At 73.8% G+C, this 19,502-nt stretch carries 14 protein-coding genes; 9 read left to right on the top strand and 5 right to left on the bottom strand.

Features of this window, described 5'->3' with window-relative positions; translation table 11 throughout:
* Positions 1 to 137 precede the first annotated feature (137 nt).
* The 3 genes from ACZ38L_RS15870 (at position 138) to ACZ38L_RS15860 (ending at position 4,531) form a co-directional block, all read left to right on the top strand.
* Positions 138 to 1,478: an AMP-binding protein gene (locus ACZ38L_RS15870; protein WP_465693264.1), complete on the top strand. Its 1,341-nt coding sequence runs from the start codon at positions 138 to 140 to the stop codon at positions 1,476 to 1,478.
* On the top strand, positions 1,376 to 2,854 hold the full coding sequence (locus ACZ38L_RS15865; RefSeq protein WP_465693262.1) for an MFS transporter: 1,479 nt from the start codon (positions 1,376 to 1,378) through the stop codon (positions 2,852 to 2,854). The genes ACZ38L_RS15870 and ACZ38L_RS15865 overlap by 103 nt, the downstream gene beginning before the upstream one ends.
* Before the next feature lie 732 nt (positions 2,855 to 3,586).
* On the top strand, positions 3,587 to 4,531 hold the full coding sequence (locus ACZ38L_RS15860) for an AEC family transporter (protein ID WP_465693260.1): 945 nt from the start codon (positions 3,587 to 3,589) through the stop codon (positions 4,529 to 4,531).
* Between the two features lie 4 nt (positions 4,532 to 4,535).
* Here the strand turns inward: ACZ38L_RS15860 and ACZ38L_RS15855 are convergent, their stop codons facing one another.
* The 3 genes from ACZ38L_RS15855 to ACZ38L_RS15845 all read right to left on the bottom strand — a co-directional run bounded on the left by ACZ38L_RS15855 (position 4,536) and on the right by ACZ38L_RS15845 (position 6,864).
* Entirely contained in the window at positions 4,536 to 5,792 is a 1,257-nt protein-coding gene (locus ACZ38L_RS15855; RefSeq protein WP_465693258.1) for an MAB_1171c family putative transporter, read from the bottom strand.
* Complete coding sequence (locus tag ACZ38L_RS15850; protein ID WP_465693256.1) at positions 5,785 to 6,360, bottom strand: ParH-like protein; 576 nt, start codon at positions 6,358 to 6,360, stop codon at positions 5,785 to 5,787. Before ACZ38L_RS15850 ends, ACZ38L_RS15855 begins: the two co-directional genes overlap by 8 nt.
* Before the next feature lie 66 nt (positions 6,361 to 6,426).
* Positions 6,427 to 6,864, bottom strand: a complete 438-nt coding sequence (locus tag ACZ38L_RS15845) for an XRE family transcriptional regulator (protein WP_396559009.1) — start codon at positions 6,862 to 6,864, stop codon at positions 6,427 to 6,429.
* 253 nt (positions 6,865 to 7,117) lie between these two features.
* Here ACZ38L_RS15845 and ACZ38L_RS15840 point away from each other — a divergent pair, with 253 nt between their 5' ends.
* Complete coding sequence (locus ACZ38L_RS15840; protein ID WP_396559011.1) at positions 7,118 to 7,414, top strand: hypothetical protein; 297 nt, start codon at positions 7,118 to 7,120, stop codon at positions 7,412 to 7,414.
* A gap of 19 nt (positions 7,415 to 7,433) precedes the next feature.
* Here the strand turns inward: ACZ38L_RS15840 and ACZ38L_RS15835 are convergent, their stop codons facing one another.
* Together ACZ38L_RS15835 and ACZ38L_RS15830 are read right to left on the bottom strand one after the other, a co-directional pair.
* Complete coding sequence (locus tag ACZ38L_RS15835; RefSeq protein WP_465693253.1) at positions 7,434 to 8,534, bottom strand: hypothetical protein; 1,101 nt, start codon at positions 8,532 to 8,534, stop codon at positions 7,434 to 7,436.
* A gap of 102 nt (positions 8,535 to 8,636) precedes the next feature.
* On the bottom strand, positions 8,637 to 9,092 hold the full coding sequence (locus ACZ38L_RS15830) for a universal stress protein (protein WP_396559015.1): 456 nt from the start codon (positions 9,090 to 9,092) through the stop codon (positions 8,637 to 8,639).
* 99 nt (positions 9,093 to 9,191) lie between these two features.
* Between ACZ38L_RS15830 and ACZ38L_RS15825 the strand changes: the two genes are divergently transcribed.
* The 5 genes from ACZ38L_RS15825 to ACZ38L_RS15805 all read left to right on the top strand — a co-directional run bounded on the left by ACZ38L_RS15825 (position 9,192) and on the right by ACZ38L_RS15805 (position 19,447).
* Positions 9,192 to 10,490: a VWA domain-containing protein gene (locus ACZ38L_RS15825; RefSeq protein WP_465693366.1), complete on the top strand. Its 1,299-nt coding sequence runs from the start codon at positions 9,192 to 9,194 to the stop codon at positions 10,488 to 10,490.
* A gap of 2 nt (positions 10,491 to 10,492) precedes the next feature.
* Positions 10,493 to 11,419, top strand: a complete 927-nt coding sequence (locus ACZ38L_RS15820) for a peptidase (RefSeq protein ID WP_465693250.1) — start codon at positions 10,493 to 10,495, stop codon at positions 11,417 to 11,419.
* A 101-nt stretch (positions 11,420 to 11,520) separates the two neighbouring features.
* Positions 11,521 to 14,646, top strand: a complete 3,126-nt coding sequence (locus tag ACZ38L_RS15815) for a SpoIIE family protein phosphatase (RefSeq protein WP_465693248.1) — start codon at positions 11,521 to 11,523, stop codon at positions 14,644 to 14,646.
* Positions 14,647 to 14,949: 303 nt separating this feature from the next.
* Positions 14,950 to 18,423 carry a S8 family serine peptidase gene (locus ACZ38L_RS15810; RefSeq protein ID WP_465693246.1) on the top strand — a complete coding sequence of 1,158 codons (3,474 nt, stop codon included), beginning with the start codon at positions 14,950 to 14,952 and terminating at the stop codon, positions 18,421 to 18,423.
* 82 nt (positions 18,424 to 18,505) lie between these two features.
* On the top strand, positions 18,506 to 19,447 hold the full coding sequence (locus ACZ38L_RS15805; RefSeq protein ID WP_465693244.1) for a deoxyribonuclease IV: 942 nt from the start codon (positions 18,506 to 18,508) through the stop codon (positions 19,445 to 19,447).
* The last annotated feature ends 55 nt before the right edge of the window (positions 19,448 to 19,502 follow it).

Here is a 19,502-nt window from a genome sequence, read left to right as displayed (position 1 = left end):
GCACCTCACCGACGACATGTTCGAGCGCAAGCGGCTGATGATCGAGCACGCCGACGCCTTACTTCCACCAGTTCGCCGACCTCGCCGAGGACGGCACACTCTCCCTCGGCGGGTCGGGGTCCGAGCCGCTGGGCGGGGTGTCCCGGACCCACTTCCCGCTGGTCACCGCGATCAGCCGGGAGCCCGGAGGGGCCGGACTGCGACTCGAACTCGAATACGACGCCCGTGAGTTGAGCGCCGAGCAGGTGACCCTGCTGCGCGGTTACTACCTGCGCGCGCTGACCGCCATCGCGACCGACCCGCAGGCCCGCCACCGCGAGGCGTCGCTGCTGGGCGCGGCCGAACAGGCCCTGCTGGCCTCCTGGAACGACAACCCGACCGTGGTTCCGGCCGTCCCGGTCCACCAGCTGATCGAGCGGCGTGCCGCCGAGACGCCGGACGCCGTCGCCGTGCTCCTCGCCGACCAGTCGGTCAGCTACCGCGAACTCAACGCCCGGGCCAACCGGTTGGCCCACCGCCTGCGCGAACTCGGCGCCAGACCCGAGGAGTTCGTGGGCGTCTGCCTGGAACGCTCGGTGGAGCTGGTGGTCGGGCTGCTCGCGGTGCTCAAGTCGGGCGCCGCCTACGTCCCGATGGACGCCTCGTTCCCGACCGAGCGACTGGAGTTCATGCTCCGGGAGACCGGTGCCCGACTGCTGCTGACCGGGGACGGCACCTCCGAGCGGATGCCGGCCGGCCCCTGGCAGGCGCTCAACCTCGACGACTCCTGGTCCGGCTGGCCCGAGAAGGATCCCGAGCCGCTGGCCGGTCCCGACAACGCCTGCTACGTCATCTTCACCTCCGGCTCCACCGGCCGGCCCAAGGGCGTGGTCGCCCGGCACCGCAACGTCACCGAACTCCTCCACGGCGGCGACTGCCTGGCGCTGCGCCCGGACGACACGCTGCTGCACATCGCGCTGATCTCCTTCGACGTCTCCACCTACGAGCTGTGGGCGCCGCTGGCCGCCGGGGCCCGGCTGGTGGTCGCGCCGCCCGTCCAGTACACGCCGGGCGACCTCGCCGGCCGGGTAGCCCGGTACGGGGTGACCGTGCTGCACGCCACCGCCTCGCTCTTCGCCCTGCTGGTGGAGCACGAGCCGCGGCTCTTCGAGGGCCTGCGCCGGCTGCTCACCGGATCGGAGACCGTCTCGCCCCGGCACACCGCCGAAATCCTGTCCCGCCACCCGGAGTTGGAAGTGGTGAACTGCTGGGGGCCGACCGAGACCACCACCTTCTCGGTCTGCGGGACCTACACCCGCGACACGCTGCCACCCGCGACACGCTGCCCGACGGCCCACTGCCGCTCGGCGAGCCACTGGCCAACACCGAGGTCCTGGTGCTGGACGAGCGTGGGCTGCCGGTCCCGCTGGGCACCCCCGGCGAGCTGCACGTGGCCGGCCCGTGCCTGGCCCGCGGCTACCTCGGCAACCCCGAGCTGACCGCCGACCGCTTCGCCCCGCACCCGTACGCGCCGGGCACCCGGCTCTACCGCACCGGCGACCGCGGCCGCTGGTCGGTCGACGGCCATGTGGAGTTCCTCGGCCGGGTCGACCACATGGTCAAAGTGCGCGGCTACCGGATCGAACTCGGCGAGATCGAGGCCGCGTTGGAGCGCTCGCCGGAGGTCCAGCGGGCGGTCGCGCTGACCGCCCCCGGGCCGGACGGGGTCACCGAGCTGCGCGCCTACGCCGCCGCGGCGGTCGGGCAGCAGCCGGACACCGCGAGCCTGGTCGGCCTGGCCTCCCTCGCCGACCCGCTGAGCGGCGTGCTGGTCGACCGACTCTCCCGGCACCGGGTGCTGATCGTCGTCAACGTACTGACCGGGCTGGTGGTCTCGGCGCTCTTCCTGGTCCACAGCGCCGGCCAGGCCTGGCTGCTCTTCGCCGTCACCCTGCTCTACGGCGGCTCGATGAACATGATCGGCGGCGCCAAGTCCGCCCTGCTGACCGATCCGGTCGACGACGAGGCGCTGGGGCACGCCAACGCCGGGATGCAGACCACCGCGACCAGCCTGCGCCTGCTCGCCCCGCTGACCGGCGCCGGGCTGTTCACCCTGGTCGGCGCGCACGCCGTGGTCCTGCTGGACGTGCTGACCTTCGTCGCCGCCGTTCTCTGCCTCGCGTTCATCAGGGTGGACGAGACCCCGCCCGAGCCGCGCACGGGCTCGTTCCGCCAGGAGGTCACGGCCGGCTTCGGATACGTCCGCCGCTCGCCGGTGCTGTCCCGGATGATCGGCGCCGCCGCGCTCGCCTTCCTGGTGCTCGGGCTCTACGAGAGCCTCCCGTTCGCGCTGATCGACGGGCTGCACGGCAAGCCCTCGCTGTTCGGCGTGCTCACCTGCGTGCAGGGAGTGGGTGCGGTGGCCGGCGGGTTCGCGGTGGCCAGGGCGATGGCGCGGCTCGGCGAACCGCGCGCGCTGGCGGCCGGGATCGGCCTGATGGCACTGGCCACCGCGCTGCTGCTGGTCCGTTCGCTGCCCGTGGTCCTGGTCGGCTTCGTCGTGATGGGGCTGAGCCTGCCGCTGATCGGGGTCTCCTACTCGACCGCGATCCAACGGTACGCTCCGGGGCGGCTGTTGGGCCGGGTCTTCTCCGCCGGCGAACTGCTGGTCGGCGGCTCGCAGACCGCGTCGGTGGCGGTGGGCGCGCTGCTGATCGCCCACGTGGACTACCGGTTCTTCCTGGTGGCGATCACCGTGGTGCTGCTGCCGGTGGGTTCGGCGCTGGCGGCCCGCCCCCCGCGCGGCGAACTGCCCAGCGAGGAAGCCGAGTTGTCGGAGCCCACCGGGGAGGCGACGGCCGCCGCACACCCCTGACGCGACACCACACCCACCTCGGCGGGCAGCGGCCCGAGCCACACCGCCGTCACGGCGCTGATGTAGCGTGCCCCGCAGCCGTCCGCCGGCACCACCAGCTGCGGCCCCGCCTCGTCCAGCGGCCGGCCGTCGATGCTGGTGGCGAGCGGGATCCGCTGCCCGCCGAAGTCCGGGTCGATCTCGGCCCAGGAGAGCACCGCCCGGTGTCCGTCCGCCCCGGTGACGGCGAGCAGGTGGCCGAGCCGCCGCTTGCGTCCCGCGAAGTCGATCCGCGGCCGTGCCGCGCGCAGCACGGCCCACAGCAGCGGACCCTCGAAGCCGTGGTGCTGCGCGCCCTGACTGAGGCAGTCGAAGGTCACCGCCACTCGCTCCGCCGGCAGCTCGCGCAGCTGCGGCACCGTCAACTCGGCGGGCGCGGCGAGGTCTCCGTGCAGGCGGACGGTGGCAGGGGTGGCGGGTGGTCTCATCGTCGCGCTCCTCCCGGCCCGCGCCCTGCGGCCCGGGAAGGTGGTACCCGGGCGCCGTGAGGCCACACGCAGCTGCCAGCCTGAGATCATCTCTTCAGTCGCAGCTGCAAGCTGGGAGACGCCCTTCCCCTCGTATGCCCAGCACCCTCGAAAGCGCCCTGCCCCCCGGACGCGGGCGGCGCGGCGCTCGGGTGAATCATGATCGGCGGCCGGTCCGGACCCCGGGCCGGCCGCCGATCAACGACGATCACACCGCGAGGGTCCCATGCACTCCCTGTTCTCCGGCTTCATACCGATCTGGGTGCTCACCGCGGCCGGCTACCTGGTCGGCCGCGCCGGGTTGCTCGGCGAACAGGCGGAGGCGGTGCTCGGCCGCTTCGTCTTCCACGTCGCCATGCCCGCCTCGCTCTTCGCGATGCTGGAGGAGTCCCCGCTGGGCGCCTTCGGGAACAGCTCGATGATCGCCTTCGCGGCGGGCACGGCGCTGACCTCGCTGCTGGGCGCGCTGGCCGCGCGGCGGCTGTTCGGGCGTGGACCCGCCGACCAGGCGATCGCCGCGATGGCCGCCGGCTACGTCAACTCCGCCAACCTGGGCATCCCGGTGGCGGTCCAGGTGCTCGGCGACGCGTCGTTCATCGTGCCGGTGCTGCTCTTCCAGGTGCTGCTGGTGAGCCCGGCCGTGCTCGCCGTCCTGGACTCCGCCACCGCCACGAGCGGCGGCGGAGCACGCACCGCCCTCGGCCGGATGGTGCTGCTGCCGGTGCGCAACCCGATCATCATGGCGGCGGCGCTCGGCTGCCTGGCCTCGGCCACCGGCTTCCGGCTGCCCGGCGCGCTGGACCACTCCTGCCAGTTGCTCGGCGGCGCCGCCGTGCCCACCGCCCTGGTCACCCTGGGCCTGTCGCTGCACGGCCGGCGACCCGCCACCGGCACCAACGGGCGCGCCGAGGTGGGCCTGCAGGTAGTCCTCAAGACGCTGGTCCAGCCGCTGGTCGCGTACGCCGTCGGCGCGCTGCTGCTCGGGCTGCCCACGCACCAGTTGCTCGCGGTGGTGATCTGTTCGGCCCTGCCGACCGCGCAGAACGTCTACATCTACGCCCAGCAGTACCGCCTGGACACCGCGCTGGCCCGCGACTCGGTGCTGATCTCGACGCTGGTCTCGATGGCCACCCTGTCCGGCATCGCCTGGGCCCTCGGCGGCAAGGGCTGAGCCCTCAGCCCGCCGGCGCCGGATCCGTCGCGAACTCCGCGCGGACCCGGCGGCGGATCTCGGCGACCTCCGGCGAGCGGGTGAACGCCTCGGTCACCGTGAGCAGCCAGTCCGCCTCGGCGTCCACCGTCCCCGGCACCGGCCGCGGCGCGCCGCCCCCGGCCCGCCCGCCGAGCCGGCGCCGTCCGCTGCCCCGTGCCTCCAACGCCGCCGCCAACAGCGCGGCCTCCTCCAGCGCGTCGTACGACACCGCACCGTGCGACGTCGCGCCGGACGCCCCGCCGCCACCCGCCAGTTCGGCCACCCATCCGGGAACCGCCGGGTGGAAGCACGGCCGCAGCGCCAGATGCGCGTCCCGGATCTCGATGATCCGCCGGTACAACGCGAACTCCGCCCGGCGCAGCTCCGGCCCCCGCCCGCCGTCCGGCTCGGCCAGCTCGATCTCCGGCACCGCCCGGCGCAGCGCCGACCAGAGCGGCTCCAACGCCCGGTGGCGCCGCCGGGCCCGCAGCCAGCGGACCGGCGCGGTCAGCGGACCGGCCCAGGCCGCCCCGCCCCAGGCGCTCACCGTGGCGCCGCCGACCGCCAGCGCGGCGCAGAGCGCGCCGAGTGCGGTGGACGGCAGGTCCTCGCCGCTGCCCTGTCGGCCGGCGCGCAGCATGTCCAGGACGTCGTCCAGCCCCCACAGCGTCCACGCCACCGCGACCAGGTCCGCCAGCAGCATCAGCACCAGTCCGGCCCGCAGCAGCCCGGGCGCGGCCCGGCGGATCCGCTCGGTCAGCACCGCGCCGAACGCCAGCACGCAGCGCAGCGAGTAGCCGACGAACAGCACGTCATATCCCCCCAGCGGCCAGCGCCGAGCCCCCGGCGCGACCGTGAAGGAGCCCACCAGGACCGGGTGGGCCGCCGCGAAGAGCAGCCCGCAGGCCAGCTGCACCACGACCGCCTCGATCAGGGCCGGGCGCAGCAGCAGGCGCTCGTCGGACTCCCGCAGCGCGGAGACCAGCAGCAGGAGCATGCCGAGCGCCCCGATCCGCACGCCGTCGCCGAGCAGCATGGCGAGCTCGCGGCCGGCACCGAGACGACTCACCGCGGCCAGCGTGGCGGGCGTCAGCATCACCAGCCAGACGCCCAGGCCGAGCGCGGCCGCGGTGGCGTAGCGCTGCACCCGGTCGGCCTGGTGGGTCCGGACGGCCCGGAAGCGGTGCAGCGCGAAGCCGAGGAAGACCGCGGCGGCGAGGTACCCGGCGAGGTCAGCCACGCCCCGCGCCCCCGTCACGCGCCCCACCGGAAACCCCGAACACCGACTCCATCCAGGACCGCGGCGCCGGTCCACCCGCTCCCGGCGCGGCCCGCCGGGTGGCGTCGGAGAGGATCAGCGAGGCCACCAACTCGGCCTCCCGCTCCTGGGGTTCGGTGTAGACGGCGCGGCCCAGCACCCGTCGCATCAGCGCGGCCGGCAGGTGGGGCAGCAGCACCTCGGCCGCCGCCGAGGCCGCCGCCGAGGTCTCGTGGTGCCCGCAGACCAGGTGGGCGGCCTCGTGCAGCAGGATGTGCTGCTGGTGCAGCGCCGTGGTGTCGGCGGAGTAGAGGATGCAGTCGGCCTCGTCGGTGGTGACCAGCAGCCCGCACGGGATGTTCGGCCGGGCGGTCACCGGGATCAACCGGATCGGCCGGCCGCGCCGTTCGGCGAGCCGGGCCACGAACACCGCGGCGTCGAAGGGGTGCGGCAGATCGAGGGCGTCGACGATCCGCCGACATCGCCGCCAGAGCCGCCGTCGCTCCCGCTCGGTGCCCCCGCCAGAGCCGCCGTCACCGTCGCGCCGCACCCGAGTCCCTCCCGCCGTCGCCCGGGCCGGTTGCCGGCGAGCGCCCGCAGCCACCCGGGGAGGTGATCAGCCGTTCGTGGGCGGCGGGGTGCCGCCGTTCTCCCGCCGGGCGATCACGTCGATCAGGTCGCTGACCGTGCCGACCCCCTCCGGCGAGAGGTTGACCGCGCGCAGCGCCATGCTGCGCACCCCGGCGTCGCGCAGCGCGCCGAGCAGCTCGAGCTCCTGGGTGATCGCGGCACCCTGCTCGTCGTCGAAGAAGTAGGCGACCGGGACCTGGAAGAACTGTGCCAGCGCCTCCAGGTGACGCTTGGTCGGATTGTCCCGCCGTCCGGTGCGCAGCTGCCACAGGTAGGTGGCCGAGAAGGTCTCGCCGGTCGCCTCCCGGCAGGCCTTGGCGACCTCCTCGTGGCTGTACTGGTCGCGGTTGGGCCGGCGCACGACGCGGAACAGCCCGTCGATCTTCTCCGCCAGCGTGGACGCCGCGGCCTCCGGCTCCGCCATGTCGCACCTCCCTACCCCGACGCCTCGCACCTAGCACGCGTGGACTGTCTTTTCCGTGCCGTTCATCCTAGTTGCCCCAACTGCTCATTGTCAGCCGTCCGTGGTCCGCTGCCCTTGTCAAGGCTGGACGAAATGGGTTATATGGCCCTAATGGATGGATAAGTGCGGCCCGGCGGAGCGGCACGGTCGCCTCCCGGCAGCGGAGCCCGCGCGGCCCGCCCACCGACCGCCCAGGGCGGAAGGGTGCACCACCATGATCACTGAACTGGCCGTCGAGCACGTCGAGTTCACCTGCGGGCACTGCTGGCACCAGTGGGCCGCCGACTACGACGTGCAGCACTACCGAGACGAGGACGGCAGGGACTGGGAGAACTACTCCCGGGCCGGCATCCCCGCCTCCTCCCCGTACTCGACGGACGGCGCCCCCGCCTGCCCCGAGTGCCACCGGCACTGGGTCGGCCACCTCACCGAACGCCACCTGCTGCCGCTGCCCACCGGCCAGGCCGAGACCGTCGACCCGGTCCACTCGCACGCACCCTGGCAGGGCTGACCGGACCGGGCCACCGCCCTCAGGCCCCCACCGTCTCGCCCAGCTCCTCCTCCTCGGCCGCCTCGGCCCGGGCCCGCCCGGCCTCGTCGGCCCGCTCGGCCGTCCACCGGTGCCCGGCCGCGTGCGCCGGAGTCCGCCGCGGCCGCTCGTACCAACCGGCCGCACCGAGTGCCAGGACGCCCACCACCAGCCAGAGCAGCAGCGCGACCACCCGACCGCCGAGCCCGGCCCCGCCCCCGAAGTAGAGGATGTCGCGGGCGCCCTCGACGAAGCCGGCACCATTCCAGAACCCGTGCAGCGCACCGAAGAAACCGTTCTGCAGATCGGGCCGGAAGACCCCGCCCGAGCTGGTGAAGTTGAGCATCACGAAGAGCACCATCAGGGTCAGCGTGGTCCACCGCTTGAGGAAGGTGTGCAGCCCGGTCCCGATCGCGATGATGCCCGCCGAGTAGAGCCAGGCCAGCGCCCAGATCGCCACCCGATGGTGGTCGACCACGTGGAAGACCGGGCCGGCCGTCACGATGCCGATCACGCTGACCACCAGCGAGGTGGCCAGGCCCACCAGCGCCCGCACCCGGACGCCGACCACCGCGCCGGCCGTGCCGATCACCGCGACACTGCCGTACGAGCCGATGCTCAACGCCACCAGCAGGAAGAAGAGCCCCTGGCCGGTCGGGTCACCGGGAACCGGAGGCGCCAGGTCGGTGACCTCCAGCGGCACGCCCTGCTGGTCGGTGACCATCCGGAAGGCCTGCTCGGCGGCGGCGGCCGAGGTGCTGGACCCGGCCGTGGCGACCAGCAGCTCCGGGTGCCGGGCGTCCGGCACGAAGGCGCCGACCAGGTCGCGGTCGCGCAGCTGCTGGGCGGCGGCGTCCCGGTCGGACAGTTCGCCGACGTCCAGCGCCGAGCCGGCCTTGGCCTGGACGGCCTCGGCCAGGCCGCGTGCCTGCGGCGTGGTGCCGACCACGGCGACCTTGAGGTGGTGCGGGGTGGGCTGGTGGAACGCGCCCTGGTAGGCGAGCGCCATGCCCAGGCACATCAGCAGCGGGGTGAGCAGATGGACGGCGATGTGCCGGAGCGCGTGGCGCAGCTCGGGCGCGGATCCCTGGTCGGCGGTCATGGTGCGGGTGGTCCTTTCGCGCTAGGTTGCTAAATACAACCTATCTAGATGCACTATACAACCAAGGCCGAACGCGACATTCCCTCCCCGAACGAACGGCCCCTACGGCACCACGGTGACCGGCCACCGCCCGGCCCGGACCAGCCGCACCGCGAGCGAGCCGACCAGCCGGTGCCCGCGCTGCTCGGAGGCGCCGACCACCAGCGCGTCCGCCCGCACCTCGTCGGCGAACCGGGTGATCTCGGTGTACGGGTCGCCCGTGCGGGTCACGAAGGTGATCGCCATCCCGCGCTCCCGGGCCGACTGGTCGATCAGCTCCCGCAGCTCCGCGGTGGTCTGCTCGGTGCCCTCCCGGACCGCGACCACGGCCGCCGCGCTGGCCCCCGCCAGCACGCCGACGGTCGCCACGTACACCGCCAGCAGCCGGCTGCCCTGCCGGCGGGCCAGCCCGGCCGCGTACGCGCAGGCGCGCAGTGAGGTGACCGTGCCGTCCACCGCGACCACGATGGTGGTCGGGCCGTCCGTGCCGAGTTCGAAGGAGTTCGCCGTTGCCGCCATGCCTCCAGTATCCCGGGCCCGGCCGCCGCCGGCCGACCGACCCCGGCGGCTTTCCGGCGAGTTGGCGCAGCTGATCTGATGATCCATAAGATGCGGGCCGTGATCATCAACCGACGAACGGCACTGCGGCTCTCCCGGCTGCTCGCCGCCCTGGCGGTCACCGGTGCCTCGCTGCTCGGCGGGTATCCGGCGCTGGCCGACGAACCAGCCGGTGGCCCACCGCCCGCCGCCTCCTCCGAACCCCCCAAGGTCGACCTGATCCTGGACGACAGCGGGTCCATGCGGACCGCCGACGTCCAGGGCCGCAGCCGGATCTCGGTCGCCCAGCAGTCGCTGGACGAGGTGGTGGACGCCCTACCGGACCAGACCGAGTTCGGCATCCGGGTGCTCGGCGCCACCTACCCCGGCAACGACAAGAGCATCGGCTGCCAGGACACCCAGGCGCTCTACCCGGTCGGCCACACCGACAAGGTCCAGGCGAAGACCGCGGTGGCCACCCTGCGGCCGACCGGCTGGACACCGATCGGCCTGGCGCTGCGCGACGCCGCCCAGGACCTCGGCCCCGGGCAGACCACCCGCCGGATCGTGCTGATCACCGACGGCGAGGACGACTGCGCCCCGCCCGACCCCTGTGACGTGGCCCGCCAGCTGGCCGCCCAGGGCATCCACCTGGTGATCGACACGCTCGGCCTGGCCCACGACGACCAGGTCCGCGACCAGCTGCTCTGCATCGCCAACGCGACCGGCGGCACCTACACCGACGTCTACACCCAGGACCAGCTCAGCCAGCGACTGAAGCAGATCGTCGGCCGGGCCACCACCACTTACCAGGACACCCCGGCCCTGGCCACCGGCACCGACCAGTGCGCCACCGCGCCGCTGCTCGCCCCCGGCGTCTACGACGACCGGGAGAAGTTCTCCGAGCACCGGTACTACCGGGTGCCGGTCAGGCCGGGCCAGGAGCTGCGCGCCTCGGTGAGCGTCTCGCTGGACCGCGCGGTGGCGCCCGACTACGGCGTGCTGCTGCAGGCCACCGACCCCACCGGCCAGGAGCTGGTGCGCGGGACGGACGCCGGCAGCGGGCGCACCGACGTGATCTCCACCGGCCTGCGCTGGGCCGCGAACGGCGCGCCCACCGCTGCGGCCACGACCGGTGGTGACGTCTGCCTGGTGGTCAGCAGCTCGCTCTCCCCCCAACCGGGCGTGGCGACCGACCCCGGGCTGCCGCTGGAGCTGACCGTGGACGTCACCAAGGCCTCGCCCGCCCCCGCCGGCCCCGCGCTGGGTCTGGGCCGCGGCTGGGTGCTGCTGCTGGTACTGACCGGCGCCGGCCTGCTGGCCGGGCTGCTGTTCGGCTGGATCGCACGCTGGCGGATCGCCGTCTGGCAGGAGGACTGACCATGCACCGGCACCTCCGTACCGGCCTGACCGCGCTCGCCGGCGGCCTGCTGACGCTCGGCCCGGCCACCGCGGCCTGGGCCGACGCGGCCCCTTCCGCATCCCCCTCCCCCTCGGCCGGCGGCATCGCTCCGGCGACCACCGCGGGGACGTCCTTCCTGACCGCCACCAACCTGGCCCCCGGCCAGGACGCCACGGTCGCCGCCTCCACCGGCGACTACCTCTACTGGGGCTTCGGCGCCTCCGAGGGGCAGACCCCGACCGCCACCCTGACGGTCACCCTGCCGCCCGCCGCCGACCGGCACGGCCCGCAGACCTGGACGGTCGAGCTGCTCGACGGCCTGCGCCGTCGCCAGGCCTGCACCGCGGGCACCCAGATCGCCACCGCCGCGCCCACCGCGCCGAGCGTCACGGTCAGCTGCACGCTGCGGCAGATCCGGTCCTGGGCCGAGCCCTGGTCCGGCGACCCGCTGCCGGGCACGTACTACGTCAAGCTGTCCGCCACCGACGCGCCGCAGCAGGACCTCGGCCTGCCCACCACCGCGCAGCTGCACATCAGCAGCACCGGCGACGCGGACGACGCCCAGCCGGAGGGCGGCGCGCTGAAGGCACCGCTGGTCCCGCCGGTGCACGCCGGAGTGACCCTGGCGCCGGACGCGACCGCGCTGCCGAGCGCCACGCCGAGCCCGGGTACCGGTGCGGTGGCCGCCACCCCGGCGGGCCGGGTGGCGCACTGGTACTCCGACTGGTTCTCGCAGTGGAACAGCCGCTGGGGCTGGACCCTGGCCGGCGGGGTGCTGGCCGCGCTGGCCGGCGTGGGCGGCTTCACGCTCACCCGCCACCCGCGCGGTGGGCGCCCGGGCGCCTACCGTCCGGGCGCGGTGCCCCGGCCCGCGGGCGCCGAGCGGTACGCCCCGGACCAGCTCTAGGGCGGCGGGTGCCGTCCGGACCGGGTGGTCCGGACGGCACCCGCCGCGCGTGCGAAGATGGCTGGGCGGGGTGATCTCTCCTCCGAGCGGGTTCCCTAGCCATGCAGGCAGACGAACGGCACGAGGACAGCCTGGACGCCCGTCGCGGCGCGGCGGACGCCTGGCCCGGCCGTGCCGCTCCCGAGTCCCCGGCCCGACGCGGCGACGGCCTGCTGCGGATCCCGATCGCCACCGCCCTGATCGAGCGCGACGGGCGCATCCTGCACTGGAGCGCCGACGCCGAGGAGCTCCTCGGCTACTCCGCGGACCAGGCGATCGGCCGCCAGGCCGCGCAGCTGCTGATCGCCCCGGAGCAGCGCCCGCAGGTGCTGGAGCTCTTCGACCAGATCCTGCGCGGGCGGGCCTGGTCGGGGGTCTTCCCGGTCCGCCACCGGTCCGGCCACCACGTCAACCTGGAGTTCCGCACCCACCCGGTGATCGGCCCCGACGGCCACCCGCTGGTGCTCGCGCTGGCCTCCGACGTCACGTCGGTCCGCCGGATCCAGTCCGACCTCGCCCTGCTGGACGGTTTCTTCACCCAGGCCCCGGTGGGCATGGCGGTCTACGACAACGACCTGCGGTTCGTTCGGCTCAACGAGGCGCTGGCCAGGATCAACGGACTGTCGATCGCCGCCCACCTGGGCCGTCGGCTCAGCGAGGTGCTGCCGGGGATCAACGGCGCGGAGATCGAGGCGGTGATGCGGCACGTGCTGGAGACCGGCGAGCCGGTGGTCGACGCCCGCTCCCACGGCCGCACGCCCGGTGACCCGACCCGCGACCACGCCTGGTCCGCCTCGTACTTCCGGCTGGAGGACCCGCCGGGTGTGGTGCACGGGGTCAGCTCGACCATCGTCGACGTCAGCGAGCGGTTTCGGGCCGAGTCGCGGGCGGCCAGGGCCAGCGAGCGGCTCGCTCTGCTGGCGGACGCCACCGCCTCCATCGGGACCACCCTCGACCTGCGGCGCACCGCCCGGGAGCTGGCCGACGCGCTGGTGCCCCGGCTGGCCGACGTGGCCGGGGTGTTCGCGGTGGAGCGGCTGGTCAGCGGCGAGCAGGACGGCGGTGCGCGGGACGGCGGCCGGCCGGGTGACACGGTGCGGGTGCGGCGGCTCGCCGTGGTCAGCGCCGACCCGCTCTACCCGCTGGAGCACCTGCCGGTGGACGGCGTCTACGACCTCAGGTCCAACACCCCGTACGCCCGGGCGATGGCGGCCGGACAGACCGTGGTGGTGCCGTCCTGGGAGCTGCCGCCGCTGACCACCGGCCTGACCGGTCCGGCGCTGCGCACCTTCTGGGGTCGTCGCTCCCGCTCGGTGCGGATCACCCCGCTGGTGGCCCGCGGCACCGTACTCGGCATGGTGGTCTACGCCCGGCACGGCGGGCGCGAGCCCTTCGTCGAGGAGGACATCACGCTCGGCGAGGAGCTGGCCTCGCGGGCCGCGGTGGCGATCGACAACGCCCGCCTCTACACCCTGGAACGGGACGCCGCCAAGGCCCGCCAGCGGGCGCTGGAGGAGGCCCACTCCGCGCAGCAGCGCCTCGCGCTGCTGAACGAGGCCAGCACCCGGCTCGGCACCACCCTGGACCTGGCCCGCACCGCCGAGGAGCTGGTGGAGGTGGTGATCCCGCGGTTCGCCGACTTCGTCACGGTGGACCTGCTGGAGGCGGTGCTGGAGGGCGAGGAGATGCCGACCGTGCCGGCGTCCGGCTCGGCGACGCTCCGCGCGGTGGCGGTCGGCGAGGCGGCCCCGGGCGGGGTGCTGACCGGCGCGGCCGACGAGGTCGGCGGCACCAGCCAGTCCGCCCAGCTGTACGCGGAGAGCCTGCGCACCGGCCGCTCGATCCTGGTCGCCGAGGTGGACGAGGAGTCGCTGCGTCGGATCGTGGCCACCCCCGACCGGGTGCGGCCGGCCCTGGACGCCGGGATGCACTCGTACCTGATGGTCCCGTTGGTGGCCCGCGGCCGGGTACTGGGTGGCGCGGAGTTCATCCGGATCTCCACGCCGGAGCCGTTCGACGCCGCCGACCTGGCACTGGCCGAGGAGCTGGCCGCGCGGGCCGCGGTCTGCATGGACAACGCCCGGCTCTACCGCCGCGAGCGGGACACCGCGCTGACCCTGCAGCGCAGCCTGCTGCCGCAGGACGTGCACCACTCGCCCGGTCTGGAGATCGCCTACCGCTACCTGCCGAGCAGCGTGCTCAGCGAGGTCGGCGGCGACTGGTTCGACGTGGTGCCGCTCTCCTGCGGGCGGGTCGCACTGGTGGTCGGCGACGTCACCGGGCACGGTATCCGGGCTGCCGCGACCATGGGTCAACTGCGCACCGTGGCACGAACGTTGATCACTCTTGAGATGGAGCCGGCACGGGTCCTGCGGCGGCTGGACGAGGCCGCGGCGACGGCCGGCGAAGGCCAGTTCGCCACCTGCGTCTGCGTGGTGCTCGACCCGGTGGAACGGGTCTGCACAGCGGCCTGTGCCGGTCACCTCCCGCCGATCGCGAGCACCGCGGGTGGCGGCGTCGAACTGCTCGACCTGCCCTCGGGCGTGCCGCTCGGGGTGGGCGGAGTGCCGTTCGAGAACGTGGAGTTCACCCTCCCCGAGGACGGCCTGCTGGTGCTCTGCACGGACGGCCTGGTGGAGCGGCGCGACCGCGACCTGGACGCCGGCCTGGAGCTGCTCCGGCGTACCGTGGCCGACCGGCGCGGCACCCTGGAGGAGGCCTGCGACGCCGTGCTCGCCGACCTGGTCACCGGCACCCGGGAGGACGACATCGCGGTGATCATGGCGCGGACCCGCCCGCTCGGCCCCGACGTCATCGCCACCCTCGCGCTCAGCGGGGACCGCGCGCTGGTCGGCCATGCCCGCCGGTTCGTCCGCCGGGTCCTGGCCGGCTGGGGCCTGTCGCCGCTCACCGACCAGACCGAGCTGCTCACCAGCGAGCTGATCACCAACGCCCTGGTGCACGCCGGCGCCCCCACCCGGCTACGGCTGTTCCGCAACCGGGTGCTCACCGTCGAGGTCGCCGACGCGGACAGCCACGCGCCGCGGATGCGCCGGGCGCTGGAGGACGACGAGGGTGGCCGCGGCATGCAGCTGGTCAACGAGCTGGCGCACCGCTGGGGCAGCCGCGGCACCCGGAAGGGCAAGGTCGTCTGGTTCGAGCTGGAACTCCCGCTCGGTACCGTCTGAACCCGCTCTGGGTCCTCTGTCCGTTTTTGTCTCTCCGTCAGGTCGCCTGCTCCACAGGTGCGCTGAAGATCACGCACACCTTTGTGAAGATCCGCCACACCCGGCCTGAACTGCACTTGACCGAATATCGGACACTCTTCCGGGGCAATCGCCCGCGCGCGTGCCCCGTACCCCCTTGTCCAAACACCCGTCCATGCGCTGAAATGCGGGAGCTTGTCGGGACGGGTGTTCCAGAGGCATGCATGCGTCCGACCCCGGCACGTGTGCTCTGACACGCCCCCTGACGTCTTATCAGACGAAGGGATGTTCATGATCGGCTGGCGCAAACCGCAGCTAGCAGCCGTCACCCTCACCGCCGCCTCCCTGGTCCTGGCCTTCGGGACCAGTGCCAACGGCGCTCCGCTCCCCGCCCCGGGGCCCCTCGCGGCCACGGACAGCGGCGCTCCGAGCGCGGTGATCGTGATTATGAAGAACCAGCTCCCCAGCGCGCCGGCCGACGCCGGACACCTGAACGCGCGCAAGCAGCAGGCCGCCTCCTCGCAGGCCCCGCTGCTGGCCAAGGTCAAGGCCAACGGTGGCACCAACGTCAAGAGCTTCGTGGTCGGCAACGCCTTCTCGGCGACCGTCAGCCCGGCGCTGCGTGCCCAGCTCGCCGCCGACCCGGCGGTCGCCCAGGTGGTCCCGGACCAGACGGTCACCGTGACCCCGCCGAGCTCCGGCACCACCACCGCCACCGGTCCGGCGGCCGGCGCCAAGGCCGCCGCCGCCCCCGCCGACGCCAAGAAGGCGGACGACGCCCAGGACCCGGGCGCGATCTGCCCGAGCGACCCCTCCAAGCCCCTGCTGGAGCCCGAGGCGCTCTACTCGACGCACGACGCGAGCACCGCGGCCTCCCCCGGCGCGGACCAGATCGCCACCGGCAAGGGCGTCAAGGTCGCCTACATCGCGGACGGCCTCGACCCCAACGACCCGGACTTCATCCGGCCCGACGGCTCGCACGCGGTCGTCGACTACAAGGACTTCTCGGGTGACGGCTTCTTCGCGCCGAGCGGCGCGGCGGAGGCCTTCGGCGACGCCTCGGCGATGATCGCGCAGGGCCGGGAGAGCTACGACCTGTCGAAGTTCGTCAACCCGACCCACCCGCTGCCGGCCGGCTGCAACATCCGGATCCAGGGCATCTCGCCGGACGCCTCGCTGGTCGCGCTGAAGGCCGGTGGCACCACCTTCCCGAACTCGGCGATCCTGCAGTCGATCGACTACGCCGTCTCGGTGGCCCACGTCGACGTGCTGAACGAGTCGTTCGGCAGCAACGTGACCCCGGACAGCGGCGCGCACGACACCATCTCGCTCTTCAACGACGAGGCCGTCGCGGCCGGCGTGACCGTCACGGTCTCCAGCGGCGACGCGGGTATCAACGGGACCATCGGCACCCCGTCCACCGACCCCAAGGTGATCTCGGCCGGCGCCTCGACCGACAACCAGTCGTACGCCCAGACCGGTTACGCGGCCGCCCAGTTCTCCAACGGGACCTGGGACAACAACCGCATCTCGGCGCTCTCCTCGGGCGGCTTCACCCAGGGCGGCAAGACCGTCGACCTGGTGGCCCCGGGTGAGTCCGACTGGGCGCTCTGCTCGGCGGACATCAGCATCTACACCGAGTGCACCAACTTCAACGGCCAGGGCAGCCCGATCCAGCCCTTCGGCGGTACCAGCCAGGCCGCGCCGCTGACCGCGGGTGCGGCGGCCGACGTGATCCAGGCCTACCGTGACGGGCACCACGGCGCCTCGCCGACCCCGGCCCTGGTCAAGGCGTTCCTCACCGGCACCGCCACCGACCTCGGCCTGCCCGCCCAGGAGCAGGGCGCCGGTCTGCTGGACGTCCGGGCCGCCGTCGAGGCCGCCCGTGGCTACCAGGCCCCGGCCCAGAACAGCTCCACCGTCGCGGTCACCAGCGGCCAGGTGGACATCACCGGCACGCCGGGCTCGACCCACACCGCGGACGTCACGGTGGCCAACACCAGCAGCAGCCCGCAGACCGTCAGCGGTGCCACCCGCACCTTCGCCCCGCTGTCGGACGCGCAGCAGACCGTGCCGCTGAACTCGTCCACCGACCCGCAGTTCCCGTACGCGACCAACGGCGCGCCCTGGGTGCACCACGACGTCACGTTCACCGTCCCGGCCGGCGCCGACCGGCTCGCCGCGTCGATAGCGTGGCAGGGCAAGGCGCAGCAGTCGGGCAGCAACACGGTCACCCCGGTGGTCCGGCTCACCCTGCTCGACCCGTCCGGCAAGTTCGAGACCAACACCCGTCCGCAGGGCGGCGCGGTCTCGGCCAACTTCGGCATCGTGGACGTCCCGCACCCGGTCGCCGGCCAGTGGAAGGCGATCTTCTACACCCCGGCCGGCACCGACGGCTTCACCGGCCCGGTCCTGTTCGACACCTCGTTCCAGCGGGCGGTCCCGGCCGGTGCGGTGAGCCCGCAGGTCACCACGCTGGCGCCGGGTCAGAGCAAGACCCTGCACGTGCAGCTGACCACCCCGACCACCAGCGGCGACAGCTCCGAGTCGGTCACCATCGCCAGCTCGAACGGCCGCACCACCAGCGTGCCGGTCATCCTGCGCACCCTGGTTCCGGTCTCCGGTGACACCGGCAGCTTCACCGGCACCATCACCGGCGGCAACGCCCGTGACTCCTCCCCCGCGCAGAGCTTCACCTACGCCTTCGACGTGCCGAAGGGCCACAAGGACCTCCGGGTCGGCCTGACCCTCGGCCAGGACTCGAACGTGCTGCTGCAGGGCTCGCTGATCAGCCCGGACGGCACCCCGGTCGACATCGAGAGCAACGCGCTGCTCAACGCGCAGGGCGCGCTCACCGGCACCGCGGCCGGCGTCTCGGCCACCGCGATCAACCCGGCGGCCGGCCGCTGGCGCTTCGTGCTGGTGGTCGTCAACCCGGTCAGCGGCGCCGAGCTGAGCCAGCCGTTCAACGGCACCATCGGCCTGGACCAGGACCGCGCCGCGGCCCCCGGCCTGCCGAACAGCAGCAAGACCAAGCTGGCCGCCGGCAAGGCGACCACGGTGACGGTGTCCTACACCAACAACACCGGCGCGACCCAGGTGGTCCAGGCCGACGGCCGGCTGAACAGCAAGGTCGACCTGCCGCTGGTGCCGCAGGGCGCCTCCGGGACGGTCAACCTGCCGCTCAGCCCGACCTCGACCGTCCCCAGCTTCATCGTGCCCCCGGGCACCGACAAGCTGACCGCGGTCGCCGCGTCGAGCACCCCGGCGCAGCTGGAGATCAACGGCACGGCCGGTTCGCCCGACCTCTTCGGCAACCTGAAGCAGGCCCAGAACGGCTCGACCATCTCGGTCGCGCAGGACTCCAACGCGGGCGGCCAGCCGATCGTGTCGGGCTTCTGGAGCACCTACGTGCAGCAGATCGGCCCGTTCCCGAACTCGGGCGCGCCGGCCGGCACCTCCACCATCACCGCGACCGCGCACACCCTGGCGTTCGACCCGGCGCTGACCTCCAGCACCGGTGACCCGTTCGCCGCGGCGTTCAACGCCACCGCGCCGGCCGTCACCCCGGTGACCGTCCAGCCGGGTGCCACCGGCTCACTGCAGGTCACCATCACCCCGACCGGCGCCAAGGGCAGCACCGTCTCCGGCGTGCTGTACCTGGTCTCCGCGCCCGGTGGTGTGGTCACCGCGAACAACCAGATCGGTACCACCGGTTCCGTTCTGGCGGCGATCCCGTACAGCTACACCGTGAGCTGACGCCCGCCGTCGCACCGCGCCGAGGCCGCCCCGCTTGGGGCGGCCTCGGTCGCTTTTCCGGGCGCTGCCTATGCTCGTGGGCATGAACGACGCCGACCCCCCGCTCTCCCCCGCCCGCCGCAACCCGATCGGCGCGCACGTGCCGGTCGCCGGGCGCGGGCTGGTCGGCACCGGGCTGGCGTACGCGGAGCGGATCGGCGGCGAGGCGGTCCAGGTCTTCACCGCCAACCCGCGCGGCTGGGCCACCCCGCCCGGTGACCCGGCCCAGGACGCCGCGTTCCGGGCGGCCTGCGCCGAGCGGGCGGTCCCGGCCTACGTGCACGCGCCGTACCTGATCAACTTCGGCTCGGACAACGCCGAGACCCGCCGGCGCTCCACCGACTCGCTGCGCCATTCGCTGCTGCGCGGGCACGCGATCGGCGCGCTGGGCGTGGTGGTGCACACCGGCTCGGCGGTCGGCACCGCGCCGGACGGCGGCTCCCGTTACGCCGAGGCGATGGCCCAGGTGCGCGCCGACGTCCGGCCGCTGCTGGAGGAGCTGGACCGGCTCGGCGACGACGTGCCCTGGCTGCTGCTGGAGCCCACCGCCGGCCAGGGCCGCTCGCTCTGCTCCCGGCTGGAGCAACTCGCCGAGTACGCCGAGGCGCTGGACCACCACCCCCGGGTCGGGGTCTGCCTGGACACCTGCCACGCCTTCGCCGCCGGCCACGACCTGGCCGCGCCCGGCGGGGTGGCCGAGGCGCTGGACCTGCTGGAGACCGCGATCGGCCCGGGCCGGCTGCGGCTGATCCACGCCAACGACTCCAAGGACGTGGTCGGCGCCCGCAAGGACCGGCACGCCAACATCGGCGACGGCCACATCGGCGCCGACCCGTTCCGCGACCTCTTCGCCCACCCCGCCACCGCGGGCGTCCCGCTGATCCTGGAGACCCCGGACCGCAGCGCGGCCCCCGGCTTCGGCCACCGCTCCGACGTGACCCGTCTCAAGCAGCTCCGCGCGGAGGCGGCGGCCCGGCGCGGATGAACGTCCGCTTCCCGATGGACCGGGACCGCGAGGACGCCTGACGGTCGGCCCAAGG

Source organism: Kitasatospora sp. NPDC024654, from assembly GCF_055559155.1.
The sequence above is the reverse complement of the archived record's forward strand: the minus strand, read 5'-3'. Positions and strand labels throughout refer to the sequence as shown.

What these genes read in the sequence shown, in the direction of transcription:
- ACZ38L_RS15860 (WP_465693260.1), top strand. Translation starts at nt 3,587, where the DNA reads ATGCACTCCCTGTTCTCCGGCTTCATACCGATCTGGGTGCTCACCGCG.
- ACZ38L_RS15845 (WP_396559009.1), bottom strand. Translation starts at nt 6,864, where the DNA reads ATGGCGGAGCCGGAGGCCGCGGCGTCCACGCTGGCGGAGAAGATCGAC.
- ACZ38L_RS15840 (WP_396559011.1), top strand. Translation starts at nt 7,118, where the DNA reads ATGATCACTGAACTGGCCGTCGAGCACGTCGAGTTCACCTGCGGGCAC.
- ACZ38L_RS15835 (WP_465693253.1), bottom strand. Translation starts at nt 8,534, where the DNA reads ATGACCGCCGACCAGGGATCCGCGCCCGAGCTGCGCCACGCGCTCCGG.
- ACZ38L_RS15830 (WP_396559015.1), bottom strand. Translation starts at nt 9,092, where the DNA reads ATGGCGGCAACGGCGAACTCCTTCGAACTCGGCACGGACGGCCCGACC.
- ACZ38L_RS15820 (WP_465693250.1), top strand. Translation starts at nt 10,493, where the DNA reads ATGCACCGGCACCTCCGTACCGGCCTGACCGCGCTCGCCGGCGGCCTG.
- ACZ38L_RS15815 (WP_465693248.1), top strand. Translation starts at nt 11,521, where the DNA reads ATGCAGGCAGACGAACGGCACGAGGACAGCCTGGACGCCCGTCGCGGC.
- ACZ38L_RS15810 (WP_465693246.1), top strand. Translation starts at nt 14,950, where the DNA reads ATGTTCATGATCGGCTGGCGCAAACCGCAGCTAGCAGCCGTCACCCTC.
- ACZ38L_RS15805 (WP_465693244.1), top strand. Translation starts at nt 18,506, where the DNA reads ATGAACGACGCCGACCCCCCGCTCTCCCCCGCCCGCCGCAACCCGATC.